General features: G+C 43.7%; 17 protein-coding genes. 8 read left to right on the top strand and 9 right to left on the bottom strand.

The genetic code is table 11. From position 1 onward, the window contains the following. Nucleotides 1-8: 8 nt before the first annotated feature. Nucleotides 9-953: a PhoH family protein gene (locus DMB45_RS12875; RefSeq protein ID WP_041504597.1), complete on the bottom strand. Its 945-nt coding sequence runs from the start codon at nt 951-953 to the stop codon at nt 9-11. 159 nt (nt 954-1,112) lie between these two features. On the opposite strand from DMB45_RS12875, the gene mazG reads away from it, so the two are divergent. The 5 genes from mazG (at nt 1,113) to menA (ending at nt 7,610) form a co-directional block, all read left to right on the top strand. Continuing rightward, a complete protein-coding gene (mazG, locus tag DMB45_RS12870; RefSeq protein ID WP_041504596.1) occupies nt 1,113-1,910 on the top strand; it encodes a nucleoside triphosphate pyrophosphohydrolase in 798 nt (265 codons plus the stop codon). Nucleotides 1,911-1,926: 16 nt separating this feature from the next. Next, on the top strand, nt 1,927-2,283 hold the full coding sequence (locus tag DMB45_RS12865) for a hypothetical protein (protein WP_235375116.1): 357 nt from the start codon (nt 1,927-1,929) through the stop codon (nt 2,281-2,283). Nucleotides 2,284-2,446: 163 nt separating this feature from the next. Beyond that, nucleotides 2,447-5,677 (top strand): FAD-dependent oxidoreductase, encoded by a 3,231-nt coding sequence (locus tag DMB45_RS12860; RefSeq protein WP_041504595.1) that lies wholly within the window; start codon nt 2,447-2,449, stop codon nt 5,675-5,677. Between the two features lie 159 nt (nt 5,678-5,836). Continuing rightward, on the top strand, nt 5,837-6,679 hold the full coding sequence (locus DMB45_RS12855) for a CvfB family protein (RefSeq protein ID WP_041504594.1): 843 nt from the start codon (nt 5,837-5,839) through the stop codon (nt 6,677-6,679). 25 nt (nt 6,680-6,704) lie between these two features. Further along, nucleotides 6,705-7,610, top strand: coding sequence for a 1,4-dihydroxy-2-naphthoate octaprenyltransferase (gene menA, locus DMB45_RS12850; protein WP_041504593.1), 906 nt, complete (start codon nt 6,705-6,707; stop codon nt 7,608-7,610). Between the two features lie 143 nt (nt 7,611-7,753). Here menA and DMB45_RS12845 read toward each other — a convergent pair whose 3' ends face one another. The 4 genes from DMB45_RS12845 to DMB45_RS12830 all read right to left on the bottom strand — a co-directional run bounded on the left by DMB45_RS12845 (nt 7,754) and on the right by DMB45_RS12830 (nt 10,301). Continuing rightward, a complete protein-coding gene (locus DMB45_RS12845; RefSeq protein WP_041504619.1) occupies nt 7,754-8,131 on the bottom strand; it encodes a DUF3127 domain-containing protein in 378 nt (125 codons plus the stop codon). A 70-nt stretch (nt 8,132-8,201) separates the two neighbouring features. Beyond that, nucleotides 8,202-8,906: an FKBP-type peptidyl-prolyl cis-trans isomerase gene (locus tag DMB45_RS12840; protein ID WP_041504592.1), complete on the bottom strand. Its 705-nt coding sequence runs from the start codon at nt 8,904-8,906 to the stop codon at nt 8,202-8,204. Nucleotides 8,907-8,923: 17 nt separating this feature from the next. Beyond that, on the bottom strand, nt 8,924-9,526 hold the full coding sequence (locus DMB45_RS12835; RefSeq protein WP_041504591.1) for an FKBP-type peptidyl-prolyl cis-trans isomerase: 603 nt from the start codon (nt 9,524-9,526) through the stop codon (nt 8,924-8,926). A gap of 118 nt (nt 9,527-9,644) precedes the next feature. Then, nucleotides 9,645-10,301: an ABC transporter ATP-binding protein gene (locus DMB45_RS12830; RefSeq protein WP_041504590.1), complete on the bottom strand. Its 657-nt coding sequence runs from the start codon at nt 10,299-10,301 to the stop codon at nt 9,645-9,647. Between the two features lie 81 nt (nt 10,302-10,382). Between DMB45_RS12830 and DMB45_RS12825 the strand changes: the two genes are divergently transcribed. After that, complete coding sequence (locus DMB45_RS12825; protein WP_110688832.1) at nt 10,383-12,515, top strand: Tex family protein; 2,133 nt, start codon at nt 10,383-10,385, stop codon at nt 12,513-12,515. Between the two features lie 20 nt (nt 12,516-12,535). On the opposite strand, the gene DMB45_RS12820 is transcribed toward DMB45_RS12825, so the two are convergent. From DMB45_RS12820 to DMB45_RS12805, 4 genes are read right to left on the bottom strand one after another with little or no spacing between them, the layout of a single operon-like run. Then, the gene (locus tag DMB45_RS12820; protein ID WP_041504589.1) at nt 12,536-14,881 is read right to left on the bottom strand and encodes an ABC transporter permease; all 2,346 of its coding nucleotides are present in this window, start codon (nt 14,879-14,881) and stop codon (nt 12,536-12,538) included. A gap of 16 nt (nt 14,882-14,897) precedes the next feature. Further along, on the bottom strand, nt 14,898-17,258 hold the full coding sequence (locus DMB45_RS12815) for an ABC transporter permease (protein WP_110688830.1): 2,361 nt from the start codon (nt 17,256-17,258) through the stop codon (nt 14,898-14,900). 56 nt (nt 17,259-17,314) lie between these two features. Next, entirely contained in the window at nt 17,315-18,565 is a 1,251-nt protein-coding gene (locus tag DMB45_RS12810) for an efflux RND transporter periplasmic adaptor subunit (RefSeq protein ID WP_041504587.1), read from the bottom strand. A 17-nt stretch (nt 18,566-18,582) separates the two neighbouring features. After that, nucleotides 18,583-19,965 (bottom strand): TolC family protein, encoded by a 1,383-nt coding sequence (locus DMB45_RS12805; RefSeq protein ID WP_041504586.1) that lies wholly within the window; start codon nt 19,963-19,965, stop codon nt 18,583-18,585. Nucleotides 19,966-20,208: 243 nt separating this feature from the next. Here DMB45_RS12805 and DMB45_RS12800 point away from each other — a divergent pair, with 243 nt between their 5' ends. Both DMB45_RS12800 and DMB45_RS12795 read left to right on the top strand, forming a co-directional pair. After that, nucleotides 20,209-20,904 carry an ABC transporter ATP-binding protein gene (locus DMB45_RS12800; RefSeq protein WP_041504585.1) on the top strand — a complete coding sequence of 232 codons (696 nt, stop codon included), beginning with the start codon at nt 20,209-20,211 and terminating at the stop codon, nt 20,902-20,904. A gap of 20 nt (nt 20,905-20,924) precedes the next feature. After that, nucleotides 20,925-22,289 carry a sigma-54-dependent transcriptional regulator gene (locus DMB45_RS12795; RefSeq protein ID WP_041504617.1) on the top strand — a complete coding sequence of 455 codons (1,365 nt, stop codon included), beginning with the start codon at nt 20,925-20,927 and terminating at the stop codon, nt 22,287-22,289. Nucleotides 22,290-22,292 lie beyond the last annotated feature (3 nt).

Raw genomic sequence — 22,292 nt, 5'->3', positions numbered from 1 at the left:
ATGATCTGTTATATGGATTTTTTTTCATTGTTGTAAGCTTTCACGATCTCTTTTACGAGACGGTGGCGAACGATATCGTTCGTGTCGAATTCTACAAAGGCGATGCCCTTGATGTCCTTTAGTATCTTGAAAGCATGAATCAGACCAGAATCGTTTTGTTTCGGAAGATCGATTTGGCTCATGTCTCCCGTGATGACAAATTTAGCACTGATTCCCATTCGCGTAAGGAACATTTTCAATTGATTGCGGGTCGTATTCTGAGCCTCGTCCAAAATAACAAAGGCATCGTTTAAAGTGCGTCCGCGCATGTAGGCCAAAGGTGCGATTTGAATGACTTCGGATTCTAAATATTCGGTTAGCTTCCGAGCCGGGATCATATCGGACAAAGCGTCGTACAAGGGTTGTAGATAGGGATCTACTTTTTCTTTCATATCTCCCGGCAAAAATCCTAAACTTTCTCCTGCTTCAACAGCCGGTCGGCTGAGTATAATCCGTTTTATTTCTTTATTGCGTAATGCCTTTACGGCTAAGGCTATAGCTGTGTATGTTTTCCCTGATCCAGCGGGTCCGGTAGCAAAGAGCAGGTCGTTGGTTTTGGAGAGGTCTACTAATTTGCGTTGATTGACTGTTCTTGCCCTGATAATTTTTCCCCCGTTTCCGAAAACGATTATAGATGCCGGATCTTCCGGATCTTCAATAACGTCGTCTTCCAGGATGATCCGTTTCAGGTTGGCGACCGTCAGCATATTGTATTTGTTATAGTGTTCCAGTAAGGCGTTTACCTTAGCGTTTAAGATTTCGATATCTTTTTCTTCTCCTTGAACGATGATTTCGTCACCTCTGGCTGTGATTTTTAATTTTGGGAAAAACTCCTTGAGTGTAATGAATTTTGCGTTATTAATGCCGTAAAAGTCAATGGGATCAATGTTTCCGATACTTATTCTTCTCTCCATCGTGAAATTAAAATAAATAACTTATTTTTGCAGGTGCAAAGTAGTTAAAACAATCGAGAATTGAAAATAAAAATAGGGTTTATCCATTGAGGATTCACGGCCTTGTCCGAGAAAATTTCGAGGTTTTGACGATACCGTTATTAATAATTTTAAATTGCAATGAGTCAAGATATTGAAAAGAGAAAAGAGGCTTTTGCCGATTTATTGGATATCATCGCAACCCTACGGGTGAAGTGTCCCTGGGATAAAAAACAGACGTTGGAAAGTTTACGAAATTTGACGGTGGAAGAGGTGTATGAATTGGGGGATGCAATTCTGAAAAAGGATATGCAGGAGATAAAGAAGGAGTTGGGAGATCTGATCATGCACATTGTTTTTTATGCTCGTATCGGTGAGGAGCAACAGCAATTTGATATAGAGGATGTGTTGGTAGAGATTTGTGAGAAATTGCGTTACCGGCATCCTCATATATACGGGGAGGTACAGGTGGAGAATGAGGATGATGTGTTGCGGAATTGGGAGCAGTTGAAATTGAAGGAAAAAGGTCGGCACCATAAGGTATTGGAAGGAGTCCCGTCTGCTCTTCCGGCAATGATTAAGGCTTTTCGGGTGCAGGATAAGGTAAGGGGAGTTGGATTCGATTGGAAACAAAAGCAAGATGTATGGAAAAAAGTAAGAGAAGAGCTGGATGAGTTACAGGCGGAGATGCAACGGGAAGATACGGAAAAAATGGAAGAGGAATTCGGTGATTTTATGTTTGCCTTGGTCAACGCCGCCCGTTTATACGGTATTAATCCGGAAGATGCATTGGAGAAGACGAATCGGAAGTTTATTCGTCGTTTTTCTTACGTGGAGAGTAAGGCAAACGAAGCGGGAGTAAAACTTGCCGATATGTCTTTGGAGGAGATGGATGGGTATTGGAATGAAGCCAAGAGACGGGAGAAAACAGATAAATAAAAAAAGTCCAGATCGTATGGTTATGATAGATTTAACGGGTAAATGGAAATATAGGGAAAATTACGGTTACGGCATTACGGAAGGGGAGTTGTTTTTGAAACAGGAAGGAAGTGAACTCTCGGGCCGGATCATATTTACGGATAAACCGAAGGAAGAAGAACCTTATATGCTGCAAGAATTTTTAAAAGGGCGTATCGAGGAACATAAGGTGAAGTTGGATGCGGTGGAGGTAGATATTATTCATTCGGAACATGAAATTTATTACGAATTGGACAGTTGGTTCGGGGTGCTGGTTGATGATGTCACCATTATGGGAGTAAGTGTCGATGCTCAGGGAGTGGAAGGAAATTTCAGTTTTGAGAAAGTAACGTGAGGATCTTTATATTTGGATATAGAGGGGATAAGTTTTTTATAAAACAGGCGGAAGAAATTTAGCGCGTATTTTAAAAAGTTGACGAAAGTCAGCTTTTTTTTGTTTGTAATAGAATACATTGCCAAGGAAATAATGAAAAATAACCTACTAAAACCTATATCTTATGTCAAAAATTAATCATCATCCGATTTTAGATGTTCCCAAACGTGATAAAGTAATTTTTACTTTTAACGGGAAAAAAATAGAGGGGGAGTGTGGAGGAACGATTGCGGCAGCTCTTCATCAAGCCGGTTATCCGGTACATAGTCATAGTTTGGATGGGCGTAAACGTTCGTTGGCCTGCGGCATTGGAAAATGCGGTGCTTGTGAGATGTTGGTAGACGGAAAAGTAAAACGGATTTGCGTGACGAAGGTAGATGGGGTGAAAGAGGTACGGGAGATTGCCTCCGGAGAGATGGCTAAAATAAAGGAGACAGCTCCCGAGATATCCCGGAAAATATTACGTACGACGGTAGTGATTGTCGGTGCCGGGCCAGCTGGCTTAGCTGTTAGAGAGGAGTTTGAAAAACGGGGAGTTGATAATATCGTTATCGATAATAATGACAAGATCGGCGGACAGTTTAATATGCAAACGCATCAATTTTTCTTTTTCGAAAAGGAGAAACGGTTTGGAGGGATGCGGGGATTCGATATCGCGAAGACTCTGGCCGGAGAGAATATGGATGGCATTTACCTGAACTCTACCGTGTGGGATATTTTGGAAGGGAAACGGGTAGCTGTGAAAAATTTAGAGACAGACACGGTTTTCTTTGTCGATGCGGATTATTTAGTTGTGGCCACGGGTGCCGTTCCTTTTATGCCTGCTTTTGAGAATGACGATTTGCCGGGTGTTTATACGGCAGCCGTGGTTCAGAAAATGATGAACAATGAATTTACGTTGTTAGGAAAAAACGTGTTGACCGTGGGAGCCGGGAATATCGGTTATCTTACCTCCTACCAACTGATGCAGGCAGGAGCCCACGTGAAAGCCATCATAGAAGCTATGCCGAAGGAGGGCGGGTTTCCCGTGCAGGCGAATCGGGTACGTCGGTTGGCGATTCCCATCATGACGTCTCATATGTTATTAAAAGCTATTCCCAATGCCGATTATACCGGTGTCACCGGAGCTGTCATCGCCGAATGTGAAAATTTCAAACCGGTGCCGGGTACGGAAAAGATATTGGACGGAATAGATGTCATTAATATCTGTACCGGATTGATACCGGATAATCAATTATTGACAAAGGGTAAAGCTGTATTCGGCGCTAATTGTTATGCTGCCGGGGATGCGGTAAGAATTGGGGAGGGAACGAGTGCCGTGCTTCGCGGTAAACAGGCAGCGGTAGAAATCATGATCGATTTGGGCGTCCGGGTCAATTACGATGATTATTTGGTGTTATCCAAAGAGTATATCGATTCGCAGCAGCATCCGGTACGAGTATTGGAGGAACCACGTTTGCCGGATCTTACGAGAATGAAGCAAAGAGGATTCGTGCAGATGGATTGTTTGTATGGTTTTGCATGCAATCCGTGTTCTTTTGCTTGTCCTCACGGAGCGATAACAAAAGATGCTACTTTTACAGTTCCTTATGTCGATTATGACAAATGTATCGGTTGTATGGAATGTGTGTATCAATGTCCCGGATTAGCCATATTCGGGTATGATATGCGTAAGGATACCCTTTTCTTACCTATCGAATATGAGGTGGCGGAAAAGGAAGAGGTATATTTAGTTAACAATTACGGGGAAAAGTTAGGATCGGGAATCATCGAGAAAGTGTTGCATAAACCGAATAAAACCAATATAGTCAGGGTAAGATCATTGGATATTCACGGGGAAGATTTGGTAAAAGTTCGAGGCTTCGTCGTAAAGAATCGTTACCCCGAGAATTTGAAGATGGAGCCTTTGTTGAAGGATAAGAAAGAGGCTACTTTTATTTGTCATTGTGACGATGTGACTTTGGACGACGTTTTGCAGATAGTCGGCGATCGTACTTTTATCTCTATCGACGAGATAAAGCATTCTACCCATCTGGCCATGGGACCTTGTCGGGGAAAACGCTGTATCCCGCGCTTGAGGACGGCATTAAGGGCCAAAGGAATTGAAATTGTCGGGGATGCCACACCGCGGGCACCGTTATCCAATCCGTTGACTTTAGGTGAAATCTATCCTTCTAAAGCCGGGGATGTTTATTTGGTGGCCAATCGGGAAGGTTTTAAAAAAGTTGAAGTAGGGGCATTGATAGCGGGAGGAGGTATCGCCGGAAGTGCTTTGTTCCGTTATATGGCGGAAGCGGGAATGAATCCTGTTCTGGTAAATGCGGATCGGGGATCTTCCTGGCGAAACATCGGGGGGGGGCGTACGGCATTCTCTTTACCGGAATTAGCAGAAATCGCTGAACGTAATCATCAGTTATTTAAGGATCTGCAAAGAATATCCAATATCGATTATAAGGCTACTTGTTACGTGAATCTTGCTCACGATGAAGCTACTTATAACGCATTGGAAGCCAGTAAGGCATGGTCCGATGCTTATATGGTCGATCCGAAAGATTTCAAAAAAGAGATTTCTCCGGCATTTAGCACGAAATCCAAACGTTATATAGGAGCTTTGATCACGAATAATTGTTGGCAAGCGACCCCGGGGAAGGTGGTTGAGTTGATACGCAATATTGGGATAGCTGCCGGAGGCCGGGTCATAGAAGATTGTAAGGTGATCGAGGTGGCTCGCGAAGGTTCTACCTATTCTGTCTTGGTATTGACTCACGATAAAAAATACGTGGAATTCCGGACCGAGAATTTCGTAAATGCCTTGGGAGCCGGGGCCGGAAAGATTTGTGAGAGCTTGGGTATTCAGGCGGGACTTTATCCCGTACGGCATCAAGCTTTTATAACCCGTCGATTACCGATGTTAGGAAAAAACGGGAATAGTTTGGATATGCTGATCGATCGACAAGAGTACAAAGGTTTCTCGGCCGTCTACGGTCAACAGATTGCTTATACGGGACAGATTATCGGTTGTGCTTCTCCGCGGGTGGATGCTTTGCGAACGGATAAGGACTTGATGTTGAATACGAAAGAATTTTTGGAGATTATCGGGGAATTTTTTGTGGATTGGATTCCTGATTTGGCCGGGGTCGGGATTCAGGCTACCTGGTCTGGTTATTACACGGAACCCCGTTATATCGTCGATCCCGAGTTGGGGTTGTTTGTCGGCATGCGCGGGCACGGGTTTATGTTGTCGCAATATATCGCCAAGATGTACGTGGATAAATTGATGGGCCGCCCTGTTCCGGAGTATTTCGATAAGCTCAAACTAAACGGACCGGGATTAGCGGAGAGGGCATTTAAGTGATTCAGTGATTCAGTGATTCAGTGATTGTCGATGGGGGCATTAAGCGATTGACTATTATTGATTTTAGATTGTAAATCGGGTGCTGAATTTTTAATTTACAATCTAAAATCTACAATTTATAATTAATTCCTATCTTTGTGCCCAAATAAATAACAAGAGATGATAAAGTTAGGAGAGTATAATATATTGAAGGTCGTTAAAGAGGTCGATTTCGGGTTGTACTTGGATGGAGGGGAGTATTGGGGCGAGATTTTGTTGCCGCGGGGTGAGAATGCTCCTAAAGAGGTCAGAGAGGGGGATGAGTTGGAAGTTTTTATCTATTTCGATTCGGAGGACCGGATTATCGCAACCATGAATAAACCCAAAGCTATCGTGGGTGATTTTGCTTTGTTGAAGGTAGTAGGAACGAGTAAGGTAGGTGCTTTTTTAGATTGGGGATTGCGTAAAGATTTATTGGTGCCGTTTCGGGAACAACGAGAAAATATGATTGTGGGGAGGGAGTATTTGGTTTATGTTTACGTAGATCAGGTGACCGACCGCATCGTGGCCTCTTCGAAATGGCATAAGTTTTTAAATCAAGAGCCGGCGGATTACAAGGAAGGAGAGGAGGTAGAGCTTTTGATTGCCCGGCGGACCGATTTGGGATATAGTGTCGTCGTAAACGGCGAACACGAGGCCGTGATCTATCGGAACGAAATTTTTCAACCTTTGACGGTGGGTGAACGGGTTACGGGATATATAAAGAATTTGCGGGGAGACGGGAAAATCGATTGTATCCTGCAAAAGAATGACGGTCACCAGCAAGTGGATCGGTTGTCTCAATTGATCTTGACCAAGTTGGAAGAGAACGGCGGGGTTTTAGTCGTCTCCGATAAGAGTGCGCCGGAAGATATTTATCGTTTGTTCGGTTGCAGTAAGAAAAACTACAAAAAGGCAGTAGGCGGATTGTTTAAGCAACGCCGGGTGGAGATCGGAGAACATGAATTGAAATTAATTCGATGATAGGTCTTTGAATACGGAGGAGAAAATGTCTAAGAGTAAAGCCTATATTACAAGTCTTCGATTAAGAACATTGCCTTTATCCGTATCAGGGGTTTTATTGGGAGCTATGTTGGCCGCGAGTGACGGTTATTTTAAGCCGTGGGCTTTTGCGTGGGCGATCGTGACGACAATGGCGTTACAAATACTCTCCAATTTGGCTAACGAGGTAGGCGACCTGGAGAAGGGAACCGATAACGAAAGACGGTTAGGGCCTATCCGAAGCGCACAGAGCGGAGCGTTGAGTAAACGGGAGATGATCCGGGCCATGTCGTTTTTCGGAGGTATGGGGGTCGTTACCGGAAGTTTGTTGGTATACGATGCTTTTGGGGATCTGTTGGATCTGAAAAGTATTATTTTGTTCGTTGCCGGGGGAGCCTCTATTGTGGCTGCCGTGAAATATACGGTGGGGGATCATGCGTACGGTTACCGTGGCCTGGGTGATTTGTTCGTTTTTATCTTTTTCGGGATAGTAAGTGTTTTGGGTAGTTATTTTGCCATGGCGGGCCGTTTGCCGTGGATTGCCCTTTTTCCGGCAGTCTCGATCGGGCTTCTCTCCACCGGGGTATTGAATATGAATAACATCCGGGATATGGAAAATGACGAAACTTGCGGAAAACGAACGATTCCCGTCATGTTGGGAATAAGAGGAGCAAAAATATACCATTTTATCATGATCGTAATGGCTCTCGTTTGTATGGGGCTGTATACTATTTTGCATTCTAACGGCTGGTTCGGGTATCTTTTTACATTAACTTTACCCCTGTTCGGAATTCATTTGGCGAAGGTGTATTATGGAAAAGGGAGAGCCCTCGATCCTCAATTAAGATTTCTTTCTTTAAGTACGTTGCTTTTGACGTTATTGGTTGTGATAGGACAAATGATGTACAATTGACAATTGTAGATTAAAAAATTCTGTGATTGAGTGATATAATGATTCTGTGATTGGAATTAAGATTTCGATATTCTGTAATTTAAAAAATAAACTGACGGGATTTCCCGTCAGTTTATTTATAATTTAAAATCTACAATCTACAATTAAAAGGGTAGATCGTCGGCCTCCGGCATAGGAGGGATATCTTCCACCCGGTATTGGGGAGCGGGGGTACCGGCCATTTGCGGCTCTGCCTGGATTTTTTCGATTCTCCACCCTTCGAGATTGGTGAAATAGGAGATTTGTCCGTTGTTTTCCCATTTTCTTCCTCTCAGATTGAAATAGACTTTGATGTCTTCGTTCAGGTGTATGTTTTCAAGCAGATCACATCTATCCTGTATCAATTGGATTTTCACGAAATCGTTCCATTGGGAATTTTTCTCGTTTTCCACCTCAATGACAAATTCCCGTTTTTGGAAACGATCGCTAATCTTTTGGGTATCTTCTTTATAAATTAATTTTCCAATAACTTCGTAGTTCATATCTTTATAATTAAAACAAGCCCAATTCATTTGGGCTTGTTACTTATTTTCATACAGCGTGATAAATTATTTACTTTGCGGCAGGGGAAACGATCTCGAGTAATTCAACCTCGAAGACCAATGCTTCATTCGGACCGATGGGGCCGCCGTTCGTTCCTCTCGGGCCGTAAGCCAATTTGGAAGGGAGGTAAAGCGTCCATTTGGAACCTACGGGCATCATCTTCAATGCTTCAGTCCATCCGCGAATGACTCCGTTTACCGGGAACTCCGCGGGTTTGTTGTGTTTGTATGAAGAATCGAATTCTTCTCCGTTAATAAAGGTTCCTTTATAGTGAACTTTCACGATGCTTGTGTCGGACGGAATCGCACCTGTACCCTCTTTTTCGATCTTGTATTGCAAGCCGCTTTCGGTTGTTTTTACACCCTCTTTTTTGGCGTTTTCAGTCAGGAAAGCTTCTCCTTTTTTCAAAGTCTCTTCAGCTTTTGCAGTCATAACTTTTTGAATGTAGTTACCGAGGAATTGTTGCATTTCCATTAAATCTGCCGGAGCTTTTTTCTTCTGTAAAGCGGTATTCATACCGGCAATAATAGCCTCTACGTTTGGTTTGTCCAAACCGTTTCTGGTTAACATGGTACCGTTCATGTAACCGATATAATAACATGCCGTGTCAGCTTCTGTTTTTAGAGTAGCGGTAGTTTTTGTCGCGTTGTTACAACAGCTGGTAAAACCGAGAACAACAACAGATAACATTAAGATCAAATTCTTAGTATTCATAGTTTTATTAATTAAAATTATACGATATCCAGTAATTCTATATCAAAAATCAAAGTCTCGTTGGGACCGATGGCTTGTCCTGCTCCGTGTGCCCCGTAAGCCAGTTCTGACGGGATAAATAGTTGCCATTTGGAACCCACGGGCATCAATTGTAAAGCTTCCACCCAACCGGGGATTACCCCGTTTACGGGAAACTCTGCCGGTTCTCCGCGGCGGTAAGAGGAATCAAATACGGTACCGTTGATCAAACGTCCTTCATAGTGGCATCTAACCGTGTCTCCCGCTTTGGGGATTGCTCCGTTTCCGGTGGAGATCACTTTATATTGCAGGCCGCTATTCAGGGTAATGACGTCCTCTTTTGTTTTATTCTCTTTCAGAAAGGAAGCTCCGGCTTCTTTTGCCGCATTTCCTCTTTCGTTCTGTAATTTTTCAAAATAAGTCTGTAAAATCTGATTGGCTTCTTCCGGGGTGATTTCAGGCATCTGGCCAGCGTATACAGTACGTAAAGCATCTACAAACGCTTCCGTATTTATTTGATTAACACCGGATGAAAGGAGGTTACTTGCGATACTTAGTCCGAAACAATAACTCACTTTGTCTAACTCTTCAGTATACTTCATTTAAAGGTTGATTAATGAATAAATATTTTATTTTCTAATTGACAAATGTAAAAACAATGCGTGAAATCACAAACAGGTTTGAGCCATTTTTTGCAGTATGTGAAATAAACGGAAAGATTTAATCCGAAGTGATTCTCCCGTCGCGTAATTTTATTTGTCGATCCGACATGGCTGCCAATTCCGAATCGTGGGTGACGATCACGAATGTCTGTCCTAATTTTTCCCGTAAAGAGAAAAAGAGCTGGTGCAATTCGTTTTTGGTTTGGGTGTCCAGGTTACCGGAGGGTTCGTCTGCCAATACCACTTTGGGGCGGTTGATCAGGGCTCTGGCCACGGAAACCCGTTGTTGCTCGCCTCCGGAAAGCTGATTAGGTTTATGATGGATTCTGTCGGACAGCCCTAAAAGTGTTAAGAGTTTCAGTGCTTGTTTTTCCGTTTCTTTTTTTCCTTCTCCCTTGATCCATGCCGGTATACACACGTTTTCCAGGGCTGTAAATTCAGGTAGCAGATGATGAAATTGGAACACGAAACCTATGTTTTGGTTGCGGAAGATGGAAAGTTTGTTGGAAGAGAGTTTCGCCACGTTAATGCCGTCGTAATAGAGTTCCCCCCGATCCGGCGTATCTAACGTACCGAGAATGTGTAATAACGTGCTTTTTCCTGCTCCGCTGGCTCCCACGATAGTGACAATTTCTTTCTCCTTAATCGTCAGGTCGATACCTTTTAATACTTCTAACTCTCCGTAGTTTTTAGTTATATTTTTGATTTCAATCATACGATGATTCGCTATTTTTTCGGTTTAAAGATAGTGATAAATGTGGAGAAGCCGTATATTAGCGGATTAAAATATGAATTTATGGAATATTATATAGATCCTGTTGTGTTTGTAGCGGAAAAGAGTGGCTTCGGCAGTCGATACGTGAAAAATTTGTTGAATCTGCTGGATGAAGGAGCGACGATTCCGTTTATTTCCCGTTACCGGAAAGAGATGACCGGAAGTATGGATGAAGTGGGGGTCGGAAAAGTACAGGAGATTTACGGGCAGTTTAAAGAATTGGAGAAGCGTAAAAAGACGGTGCTCGATAGTATCGAACAGCAGGAAAAGCTGACATCTGAACTGAGGAAGACGATTGAGAGTTGCCGGGAACTTCGGGAATTGGAAGATATTTATCTTCCTTATAAACCTAAAAAACAAACCAGGGCTTCCAAAGCAAAAGCTAAAGGTCTGGAGCCTTTGGCCGTCATGTTGATGAAACAGGAGGGGGGAGAGGTATGGACGAAAGCTACCCGTTTCGTGAAAGGAGAGGTGGCGAATGAGGAGGAGGCGTTGCAGGGGGCGAGGGATATTATAGCCGAATGGGTCAGTGAAAGTGAGCGGGCTCGGAATACGACCCGGCGTTTTTTTGACCGGGAAGCGACGATTACCTCTAAAGTGATAAAAGGAAAAGAGGAGGGGGGAGAAAAATATAAGGATTATTTCGATTATACGGAGAGTTTACGTCGTTGTCCGTCTCACCGGATGTTGGCTATCCGGAGGGGAGAAAGCGAGGGTATTTTGAAGGTAAGCATAGGTGTGCCCGACCAAGAAGCCGTAGAGGCCTTGGAAAAGCAATTCGTAAGAGCCGGTAACGAGAGTGCGGAGCAGGTGAGGGAGGCCGTACGGGATGGTTATAAACGCTTACTCGTCTCTTCCATAGAATCTGAATACAGCGTGGCAGGCAAGCGAAAAGCCGATGAAGAGGCTATTAACGTTTTTGCCGAAAATTTGCGCCAATTGTTATTAGCTCCCCCGTTGGGCAGCAAGCGGGTATTGGGTATTGATCCGGGATTCCGTACCGGTTGTAAGGTGGTTTGCTTGGACGGGACGGGAAACCTCGTGCATAACGAAACCATCTATCCGCATCCGCCTCAAAACGAAGTACGACAGGCGGCTAATAAGGTCACTCAATTGGTGAGTGCTTATAAAATAGAGGCTATCGCTATAGGGAACGGTACGGCAGGACGGGAAACGGAGCGTTTTATACAAAATCTGCGTTATGACCGTAAGATTCAGGTCTTCGTGGTGAGTGAAAGCGGGGCATCCGTCTATTCGGCCTCTAAAATAGCCCGGGACGAGTTTCCCCAGTATGATGTAACCGTTCGCGGAGCCGTGTCGATCGGGCGTAGGTTGATGGATCCTTTGGCTGAATTGGTAAAGATAGATCCGAAGTCGATAGGCGTGGGACAATATCAGCATGATGTCGACCAGGTGAAGTTGAAGGAGAGTTTAGACCGGGTGGTGGAGTCTTGCGTAAATCGGGTAGGTGTAAATGTGAATACGGCCAGTAAGTACCTTTTGACACATGTCTCCGGTTTGGGACCTGCTTTGGCGGAAAATATCATAGAATACATAAAAGAGAACGGTCCGTTCAGAAGCCGCAAAGAGATAAGGAAGGTGAAACGAATGGGGGAGAAGGCATTCGAGCAATGTGCCGGATTTCTGCGTATAGCCGATGCGGAATATCCGTTGGATAACTCTTCTGTCCATCCCGAATCCTATGCTGTGGTAGAACGGATGGCAAAAGATTTGGGACTTCCCCTGAAGTCTTTGATCGGAAATGAGGAGGTATGCGGTAAAATCGATTTGAATCGCTACGTGGACGAACGGATCGGTTTGCCTACCCTAAAAGATATTATCGAGGAGTTGAAAAAACCGGGACGGGATCCCCGGTCTGTGGCAAAGGTGTTTAGTTTTGACGAGCGGATTCATTCCATCGATGATCTTCAGGAAGGAATGGTCGTACCGGGTATCGTGACTAACCTGACTAATTTCGGAGCTTTTGTGGATATCGGTGTAAAACAGGACGGTCTGGTCCATATTTCGGAGATTGCCGATCAATTTATCTCGAATCCCACGGAGATCCTCTCCTTGCATCAACATGTGAGCGTCAAAGTAATTCAGGTGGATAAAGTCAGAAAACGGATCGGGCTTTCCATAAAACAGGCATAAATTATATTAGACGAGAGCTTTTACTCGTTCCCCTTTAGGACATTTACCGGATTTTCCCGTGCGGCGTTGACGGTTTGCCAAATTACCGTTAACAGGCCGATTGCCAAGGCGGAGATCCCGGCCATGATAAAGGCTCCTGGCGAGAGGGAAGATTTATAAATAAATCGGGTGAGCCATTGCTCTGAAAAGTAGTAACCGATGGGGATAGCGATTGCGTAAGCGATCAGAATCCATTTTATGAATTTCCGGCATAGTAATATAACGATCTGATTTTCGGTAGCTCCGTTGATTTTTCTTAATCCGATCTCCTTTTGTCGGCTCTCCACGGAGAACCACGCCAGTCCGAAGAGACCGAGGGCACTCAGTAGGATGCTTAGCCAAGAGAAAACCGTAAGGGTTTCCATGATCCGGACTTCTTCCTGATGAAACTCCAGGTACATCTCTTTCATGCTCTGCGTGAGGAGTGGAGGGAAAGCCGGGTAGTTGCTTTGCCATAATTCCCGAAGTTTGGTTTCGGTTACTTCCCGGGAACCTTTTTTTATCCGGATGGTAAGGCGGCCGGAACCGTCGGGTGAATAGCGGATCAGCATGGGTTTGATGCCTTCGGTGAATTTATTCGTGGCATAGTCGGCAATGACCCCGATAATTGTATACCTTTCATTGTAATCATAGGTGAAAGTTTTCCCGATGGGAGTCGGCCATCCCATTTTCCGGACAAAAGATTCGTTCACGATGGCCTCGTGGTAGGCTTGGGGGCCCGGGGAAAATCCTTTTCCTTCCGCGAGTGGAATATCATAGCATTCGAAAAATGAATCGTCGGCGTCGGTTATGTTGATGATGGTATCTTTTCGAGAATAGGTAAAATTCTGATGCATGGCCGAACCTGTAATATTCAGGATTTCCGGTAGGGCATGGAGTTGTTCCTTGAAGTTCCGGAATTCTCCTTTTTCCAGAAAAAAAACTCCCCCGTATAACGCTATAATCTCTTCCGAATGGGGGCGGCTGTGAACGATATAGTTCATTTGGTTTCGGATATTAAACATTAGAATAAACAGAATAATGGAGAGGGAGAACTGTACGATAACAATGTCCCGGGTCAGTCGGTTCCGTCGTGAGAGTTTTCGTTTTAAAATAGGACTTAACAGGCTGTTCTTCAGTTTAAAACCGATGTAAATGACGGGGATGAATATAATCACCGTTAGCAGAAAAAGCAATATCAACGGGGTTTGTCCGGATAGGAAGTCCAATATTTGCATATCGCTTTGGACAAAACTGTCGAAGATGGGGAGTAACCTGTAAATAAGCATCAGGGCGATACCCGAAGAGAGAAGGGTGAGCATGGCAGATTCTCCGATCAATTGCTTGTAAATGCCGTTTTTCGATTCCCCGAGTACCAGTTGGATACTGGTATTTTGTAATTGTTTGAACGTGCGGGTCATATAGATGTTGATATAGTTGAAGCAGGATACGATCAGGATAAGAAGGGCGACACTCAGGCTCGTGTAGATGAATGTCGGATCCCGTTTATCGATCAGCTCATTATAGTAGAGATAAGATTTTTCCGAGAAGTAGAGTTGATTGCTCGGTTTTAATACGACCTTACCCCTGTTGGCATTTAAATTTTGAATCAGGGTATCCTGACTGATTTTTTGCTGAAAGGTTTGCGGGTTGACCGATTCGTTTAGTTTAACGAAAGCGTAGAATTGACTCGATCCCTGAGCTTCGTTGATTTTATTTTCGGCAATGCCCCATAATATCCCGAAGGAGAGGAATGTCTTTTGACGGTCGTCGATGACCGCGGTGATACGGAATTCCTCTTCTACCGGAATATAAGTTATTTTGCCTTCTATATTTTTAATCGTATAGCGGGTAAGTCGTAGCGTTTTCCCGACGGGATTTTCTTTTTCGAGGTACTTCCGGGCGAAAGAGCGGGTAACGGCTATTTCATTTTCATGGGCGAGAGTGGATTTCAGGTCTCCGGACAACATTCTAAAATGAAAAAAATCTACGGTCTCGGGTATCACGGAGTAAGCCTGTTCGTAAGGAATCTCTGTTTTTCCCGGAAAGAGGTTGACGGGTTCGTTTCGAAAAACAGCATGGGATTTGATCTCCGGATAACTTCTTTGCAGGTAATCGGCGATCTCTCCCGAAAAAAGAGTGTTATAGGATATTTCTTCTTTTGTTTGGATGAGGTAACATTTTTCACTTGCCGGGATAGCTTGGGCAATCCGGTATTCATGCATGACAAATCCTGCAAGCAGCATACTTGCCGTCAATCCGACGATAAGGCTGACGATGGATATGAACGTGTATATTTTGTTTTGTTTCCATCCTCTGAGTATAATCTTGATGCTTGTTTTTCGCATGGCTGTACAGTTTAGGTTATTCGTTTTTTAATACCTCTACCGGATTGGTCCGGGCGGCCTTCCTGATTTGCCAGGTAGTCACTCCGAGTACGATCAAGGCAACGATTCCCGGAACAAAGATAAAGATCCATCCGGAAATTTCCGTTTTGTAGGCGAAACCCTCCAACCACTTGTTCGACAGGATATAGGCGATCGGTATGCTTAAGGTGCAAGCCGTCAGTGTTTTTTTCATGAAATTCCGGTTTAATTCTCGGGTGATACGGGATTCGGAAGCCCCGTTTATTTTTCTCAGAGCGATCTCTTTTCTTTTTGTTTTAGCCACAAATGTCGAAAAGGAGAAAATTCCCATACCTCCGATTAGGATAGCGATGATCGTGAAAATCGTAATTATTTTGACGGTCGCTATGTCTTTGTCATAAAAATCGGAATCCGCGTATTCATGGTAACTGAAAAGAGTGCCGGGATAGATCCGGGTATATACTTGTTTTATATAATCAATGACTTCCTGACGTTTACCGGGTTGGTAACGGACAATCAGATTCATACTTCGCATGTACAGGCCGTTATATATAACAACGGGTTGAATGGGTTGGTACAAGGGATTAAAGTGGAAATTTTCCGTTATTCCGACTATCTTGACACGTGTATCGTACAGATTTATGATAGCATCTTGCGGGGAATGCAGGTTCAGTGTTTGTACCAAAGCTTTGTTCACGATAACTTCCCCGTAATAAGAATTGGGATTGTCGGGGTCGTATTCGGTAGAGAGTTCCTGAGGCATACGTCCCTCGCTTAGCTTGATTCGGTAAATAGAAAGATAGTCTTTATCCCCGATAAGGGTTTGTATTTTTATTTGATGATCGGGTTTATTTTCGGGATAAAGGTCTATGTAGAACGAAGGGGATATGGGTAGGGATTCTCCGTTGCTGACGGTTACGATATCCGGGTTCCGCAAAAGTTCTTCCTTACATAAACCGATGCGATTGGGTATCAGGAAATGGAGCGTATTTTGAGTGCTATACCCTAAATTTTTATTTTTAATGTAGTCCATTTGACTGTAAATGACAGTAGAGGAGAACAATAGGGCACAGAATATAGCCATTTGGGTTATCGTCAGTACCTGTTTTAAGCTCGAATGCGGTGGAGCGGACCGGAGGGAACGGTAGAGTCCGTTCCTGATGTAAAAGAATAAAAATGACCCGATCATCCCGGCTGCAATTGCAATTATGAGAAGAAACAAAATCGTTTCTTTTCCGGTGAACGTGAAAGCGTAGGGATGATGGGGCGATAATATACGGTTAATAACAGGATGAAGCAGGTTGCCAGCCCCGATAGCGATCCCGAAAGCAATAAGAATTTGTAGCCCGATTTCTACGGACAATTGCCTCTTAAACGTGTTGGAACCGGCTCCGAAACACTTCTGTAAAGCGAATCCGGCGATCTCCTTTTGTTGGAATTGTGCTGTTTTGATCATGATATAATTGGAGGCGGCTAAAAACAGAATCAATAGGGTAATGCCGCATAGTAGGAGAGTGAAAAGCCAAGAGCCTCTGAGCATATTATCGGGAACGATATGGCCGGAATGAAAATAGATCTCCCGGAACGGTTGAAGTTTAAACGCTTCGTTGCCGAGGGTTCCCGCGGGAAAATGTTTGGCAGTCAGCAGGGGAATCGCTTTTTCGATCTCCGCTGGATCAGCCTGATCGTCCAGTTGCAGAAAGAGATGAGTCCCGATGACACCCCATCTCTCAAATATATCTTTCTCGTGTACGGGGGATAGGATGATATCTGCTTGAATGGAGGAGGTAGGGGGAAGATTGTCCATTACGGCAATGATCTGGAACTCTTTACCCGAATCTTCCCGGTAAGTATATTTGGCTCGAATGATTCTTCCGATCGGGTTTTGTGTCCCGAAATATTGTTCTGCTTTTCGGGAGGAGAGTATCGCCCAGTTGGAGACATCGGGGATATGAGCATCTCCCGTCAAAATAGGAAAATGGAATAGATCGAAAAGCGAAAGATCGGCGTACATGCAAGCTGATTCAAGGAATATCTCCGTGTCTCCTTCCGGTTGAATACCGAGGGATTGAGGAAAGAAACACCGTACGTAGTTTTCTATCCCCGGAATCTCCTTTTTAGCATAGGGACCGATGATACCATAGGTCCGGCCGGACCATTGAGGGGAATTTTGATCGTTATGGGTTACGCGATAAATCTTTTTCGTACCGGGGTAAAAACGGTCGCTTTCCCATTCCCTGCTGATGTGTTTGAAGATCAATAGGGCGGCTGTAAAGGCAATGGCCAATCCCGACAAATTAATTAAGGTGTAGCTTTTGTTGCGGAGTAGTTTTCGAAATATGAATTTGAGCTGATTCATGGGAAACGGATTTCTTTTTACGGTTTATTTGAATGCAATGTATAAAAAGATTTTTTTTATTTAAAGATCAGTCTTTCGTTATCCCCGTACATTTCGTAGCCGGACGTGATCACTTTTTCACCGGGCTGAATTCCTTCCAGAACCTGATAATACCTGGGATTTTGTTTCCCTATTTTGATTTTCCGTCGGTAGGCCTCTTTACCATCGGGCGTAAGCACGTATATCCATTGTCCGCCGGTACTTTGGTAAAAGCTTCCCCGGGGAATCAATATCGATTCGTCGGAAGCTCCTAATTGTAAATTGATATGATATGTCTGTCCTGTCCGGATGTTATCCGGGATCTCTTCCGTGAATTCCAAGTCGGTTTTGAATTGCCCCTCTTTTACGTCGGGGTATACTTTTATTACCTTCATGTTGAAATCTTTCCCCTGTCGTTCCAGGGTAGCTTCCAAATTTTTGCGTACCCGGTCGATGTAATGTTCGTCGATCAGAGCGGTTACCTTATATTTGCCTAAAACGTTTATTTTTCCGATTTGCGTACCGGAGCTGATGTATTGTCCGATTTCGATACTCAGTTCTCCGAGTTGCCCGTCGATAGGGGCACATACTTCCAATTGGGCATACCGTTCCCGGGTCAATATCAGATTACGTTTTCTGTTTTCCAGTTTGTTTTGCATGATAATGGCCTGCCTGTGGCGTCGGATGGAGTCCTTGGCTTGTTTTTCCGAAATCAATTGCTGACTTTTAATAGCAAATTCATAATCTTCTTTGGCGATGAGGTATTCCTCTTTGGCAATCAGGTCTTCTTTGTAAAGCTGTTCGTTTTGTAAATATTTTCTTTTTTTCCGTTCGGTATCCAATTCCGTGTTCAGGCGTTCCTGTTGTAGGTTGAGGGTTTCTTTTTCCAAATCCAAAAGGGCATTTTGGGTATTGTTCTGTTCTTCCACGAATCCGGCCTCGTTATTCAGTATTTCGGTTTCGAGGCTTTGGTTCTCTAAGCGGAGAATGATCTCCCCGGCTTTTACCATCTCTCCGGCTTCTTTAAACTGCTCTTTCACTCTTCCGCCTTCAATGGCTGTGAGTTGTGAAAAGTTAAGGGGTTCCACGTTTCCCATAATACGGATATAATCGTTGAATACTCCGCGCGTAACCTCCTCAACGGTGGCTTTGTCCTTATCCACTCTCAGACTGGATTGGTGGTTCCCGAATATGGACCAACCGATAAATAGCAGTATAAAAACGACTCCGGCCAGGTAAGGTATATGTTTTTTCTTTAAACCTTTTTTTTGTTCAATGGGTCTGTCCATGATGTATTTGTTTCCTATTATTTGTAATTGCGAAAATTAAAATTATCGGGGGAGGTCACTTGGGTTTGTAATGGAATCCCCCGGTAAAAATCGATCATCTTTTTTTGCATGATATAATTGAATTTACTCTTCTGTACTTCCGATCTGGCTTCTAATTGATTGTTGGAAGTGTTGTTAAGATCGATGATCGTGATCAGGCCTTGTTCGTATCGTTTTTGAGCGGCACTTTGCGAAAGGGTTGAAAACTTTTCCCGTTGGAGGGATATCCGGTAGCGCTGAGCACAAGATTCCAATTCCTGCAACGCTTTTTGGATCTCGTTGTACAATTCTCTTTGGGTTTGAAGAAACTGAATTTCCGTAGCCGTTAACGAATTCTTGGCTTTTCTTAGTCCGGAACGTTTGCTTAAGCCAGAATAGAAAGGAATGCTCATACTGATACTAAAACCTTTTCCTATTCTGTTCCGGTCGAAGATCTGATTCCAGAAAGATTCACTTACATGATCTGAATAGCTCCCGAAAGAGATGCTTCCCCCCATGCTTATGGAGGGATAGAGGTTAGCTTGTGCCGTCATCAGATTTAATTTAGCTGTACGGACAGAATATTTAGCGATGGTGATTTCCGGAAGTTCCTCCATGGCTTTGTGATAGATATCATCGATATCAAAACGGTGTTGTTCGAGGGAAAAATCTTCAAATGAAAGAGTGTCTACCATAAACTCATCCTCTTCTTCATAATTCATCAGATATTTCAGGTTAACCAGTGCATTTTGAAGGTTATTCTGGGAAGATTCCAGTAAAAACTCCATAGAAGCTTGTTGTGCCTGCATCTCGTAAAGATCGCTTTTCGGTTTTTTGCCTAAATCGCATTCCCGTTCTATTTTTTTCAATCGCATCCGGTAGTTTTCGACTTGTTCTTCCGTGATATGCACCTCTTCTTTCATGTAGAGGTAGTTGAAAAAAGCATGCATGATCTGGATCGCGATTTGATTGGCTTGGTTCTCTGTCTCTTTCAGTCCCATCAGACGGCTTATTTTAGCGATTTTTATCCGATTAATACCGCTAAATCCTGCAAAAACCGTTATTCCGGTTCCGAATCCGAAACCGCCGAACGACATGTAACGGGTATTTACGTAAGTGTTGGTTTCGGGATCAATACCTCTTCCGAAGCTATAACTTAATCCCGGGGATATGCCGCTTACGGAGGGGAGCAGGTTTAAAACGGCATCCCTTACTTCCAGACGATTGTTATCGTTTTGTAGTTTTTTTTGTTGCATCGTTAGACTGTGTTCCACTCCGTAATTAATGCATTCCTGAAGATTCCATTTTACGGTTTGAGCTTCCATTCTGTAAGTTTTTAACAGAAAGCAGAGGAATAACAAGAGGTATAATTTCAGAATCATATTTTTTTGTTTTATTTTGTCCTCCCTGATGCTAAACTTATGCCATAGATGTAACGTATTTATAATCAGAAGTATATATTTTCATGGGAGATGTCGTCCTGTAAAAAAATAGGACAGTGCTGTCTATTTTTTTTACACTCGGGAGAATCACTCGTAAGTTAATGTATTGATAATAAGGTATATGTCTGTTTTGGCATGCTTATGGTAATCTTTCGAATATGTTTTATTCGTAAGTAAATGTATATGATAAAGATTGAGAATTTAAGTAAGGTTTTTCGTACCGAGGAGGTAGAGACGACCGCTTTAAATAAAGTTTCTCTTCATGTGAAAGAGGGAGAATTTGTTGCCATCATGGGTCCTTCCGGATGCGGTAAATCAACGTTATTGAATATTATCGGTTTGTTGGATAATCCTACGGAGGGAAATTATTATTTTAACGGCCAGGAGGTGGGACATTTTAAGGAAAAAGATAGAACCAAGGTACGTAAAGGAAATATCGGTTTTGTATTTCAAAGTTTTAACCTGATCGATGAATTGAATGTTTATGAAAATGTAGAACTGCCTTTGATCTATTTGAAAAAGAAAAGTTCGGAGAAAAAAGAGCTGGTAACGACTATTTTAAAGCGAATGAATATCAGCCATAGGGCCAAACATTTTCCCCAGCAGTTGTCGGGAGGACAACAACAGCGGGTAGCTATTGCCCGTGCCGTGGTTGCCGATCCGAAGTTGATTCTGGCCGATGAGCCTACCGGTAATCTGGATTCCAAAAACGGGGCGGAGGTTATGAATCTGCTAACCGAATTGAACCGGGAAGGAACGACTATTATTATGGTGACCCACTCCCAGCACGATGCATCCTACGCTCATCGGGTGGTAAATCTTTTCGACGGTCAGGTCGTCACCGAAACGGCAAATAGAATGGAGAATACGGAAGCGTAATGTGATGTAAAATTATGGATATGACCAAGCAGGGAACGATATTAGTTGTAGATGATAATAAAGGAGTTTTGACGGCAATCGAGATGTTGTTGGCGGGGGTGTTCCGAAAAGTAATTCCTACTAGTAACCCAAACCGGATTCTTTCTATATTAGAGAGTGAAAATGTGGATGTCGTTTTATTGGATATGAATTTTACTGCCGGAATAAATAGCGGAAACGAAGGCTTGTATTGGTTGACGGAGATTAAAAGACGACTTCCGGATTTGCCGGTGGTCTTATTCACCGCGTATGCGGATATTGAATTGGCCGTGAAGGCGGTGAAAGAAGGCGCTACTGATTTTGTGGTCAAGCCTTGGGATAACGCCAAGTTGGTGGCGACGTTATTGGCTGCCTATCGGTTGAACCAAACCCGGCAGGAGGTGAAACAACTTCGGGAGAAGGAGGGGGTATTGAAACGTCAGTTGGACGGAGACCAAGAGAGAGTATGGGGAGATTCTCCGGTCATGCGGCGGGTACACGATCTGATCGTGAAAGTTGCGGCCACGGATGCCAATGTATTGATTACCGGAGAGAACGGAACGGGTAAGGAGATGATCGCCAAGGAACTGCATGCTTTGTCGAATCGAAAAGAGGAGGTAATGATCTCCGTGGATATGGGAGCCGTCACGGAAACCTTGTTTGAAAGCGAGTTGTTTGGTCATGTAAAAGGTGCCTTCACGGATGCCTGCGAAGATCGTTCCGGTAAATTCGAGGCGGCGCATAAAGGGACGTTGTTTTTAGATGAGATCGGTAATCTCTCCTATGCCTTGCAATCGAAATTACTGGCGGCCATACAGGGCAGAAAGATCACCCGGGTGGGCTCCAATAAACCGATAGATGTCGATATCCGGTTGATTTGTGCCACAAATAGTAATTTGCAGGAGATGGTGGAAAAAGGGTTGTTTCGGGAAGATCTTTTATACCGGATCAACACGATTCATATCGTGGTTCCTCCTTTGCGGGAACGGGGGGAGGATATCCTTTTATTGTCCGATTTCTTTTTGCGGAAATACGAGGCCAAATACGGTAAACGGGGATTGTATCTGCTGGAAGAAACCAAGGCTCGTTTGTTGAATTATGCTTGGCCCGGAAACGTGAGAGAGTTACAACACGCTATTGAAAAAGCGGTAATTATGTGTGACGAAGAGGGATTACGTCCGGAAGATTTTTTGTTTAAACCTACGACGGATCAGCTCGAGAACACGGTTTCTACTTTGGAGGAGATGGAGAGAGAGATGATTCGTCGGGCAATCGAACGCAACGACGGTAATTTATCGACGGTAGCCGTACAGTTAGGGATTACCCGACAGACATTATACAATAAGATAAAAAAATTTAACTTGTAACGG

The organism is Sanguibacteroides justesenii, assembly GCF_003204205.1.
GTDB lineage: Bacteria > Bacteroidota > Bacteroidia > Bacteroidales > Marinifilaceae > Gabonibacter > Gabonibacter massiliensis.
This window is presented reverse-complemented; position numbering and strand designations above follow the sequence as displayed.

Coding starts and splice junctions, on each gene's coding strand:
- mazG (WP_041504596.1), top strand. CDS start 1,113: ATGAGTCAAGATATTGAAAAGAGAAAAGAGGCTTTTGCCGATTTATTG.
- DMB45_RS12865 (WP_235375116.1), top strand. CDS start 1,927: ATGGTTATGATAGATTTAACGGGTAAATGGAAATATAGGGAAAATTAC.
- DMB45_RS12805 (WP_041504586.1), bottom strand. CDS start 19,965: ATGATTCTGAAATTATACCTCTTGTTATTCCTCTGCTTTCTGTTAAAA.
- DMB45_RS12810 (WP_041504587.1), bottom strand. CDS start 18,565: ATGGACAGACCCATTGAACAAAAAAAAGGTTTAAAGAAAAAACATATA.
- menA (WP_041504593.1), top strand. CDS start 6,705: ATGTCTAAGAGTAAAGCCTATATTACAAGTCTTCGATTAAGAACATTG.
- DMB45_RS12830 (WP_041504590.1), bottom strand. CDS start 10,301: ATGATTGAAATCAAAAATATAACTAAAAACTACGGAGAGTTAGAAGTA.
- DMB45_RS12835 (WP_041504591.1), bottom strand. CDS start 9,526: ATGAAGTATACTGAAGAGTTAGACAAAGTGAGTTATTGTTTCGGACTA.
- DMB45_RS12875 (WP_041504597.1), bottom strand. CDS start 953: ATGGAGAGAAGAATAAGTATCGGAAACATTGATCCCATTGACTTTTAC.
- DMB45_RS12845 (WP_041504619.1), bottom strand. CDS start 8,131: ATGAACTACGAAGTTATTGGAAAATTAATTTATAAAGAAGATACCCAA.
- DMB45_RS12860 (WP_041504595.1), top strand. CDS start 2,447: ATGTCAAAAATTAATCATCATCCGATTTTAGATGTTCCCAAACGTGAT.
- DMB45_RS12820 (WP_041504589.1), bottom strand. CDS start 14,881: ATGCGAAAAACAAGCATCAAGATTATACTCAGAGGATGGAAACAAAAC.
- DMB45_RS12795 (WP_041504617.1), top strand. CDS start 20,925: ATGACCAAGCAGGGAACGATATTAGTTGTAGATGATAATAAAGGAGTT.
- DMB45_RS12840 (WP_041504592.1), bottom strand. CDS start 8,906: ATGAATACTAAGAATTTGATCTTAATGTTATCTGTTGTTGTTCTCGGT.
- DMB45_RS12825 (WP_110688832.1), top strand. CDS start 10,383: ATGGAATATTATATAGATCCTGTTGTGTTTGTAGCGGAAAAGAGTGGC.
- DMB45_RS12800 (WP_041504585.1), top strand. CDS start 20,209: ATGATAAAGATTGAGAATTTAAGTAAGGTTTTTCGTACCGAGGAGGTA.
- DMB45_RS12855 (WP_041504594.1), top strand. CDS start 5,837: ATGATAAAGTTAGGAGAGTATAATATATTGAAGGTCGTTAAAGAGGTC.
- DMB45_RS12815 (WP_110688830.1), bottom strand. CDS start 17,258: ATGAATCAGCTCAAATTCATATTTCGAAAACTACTCCGCAACAAAAGC.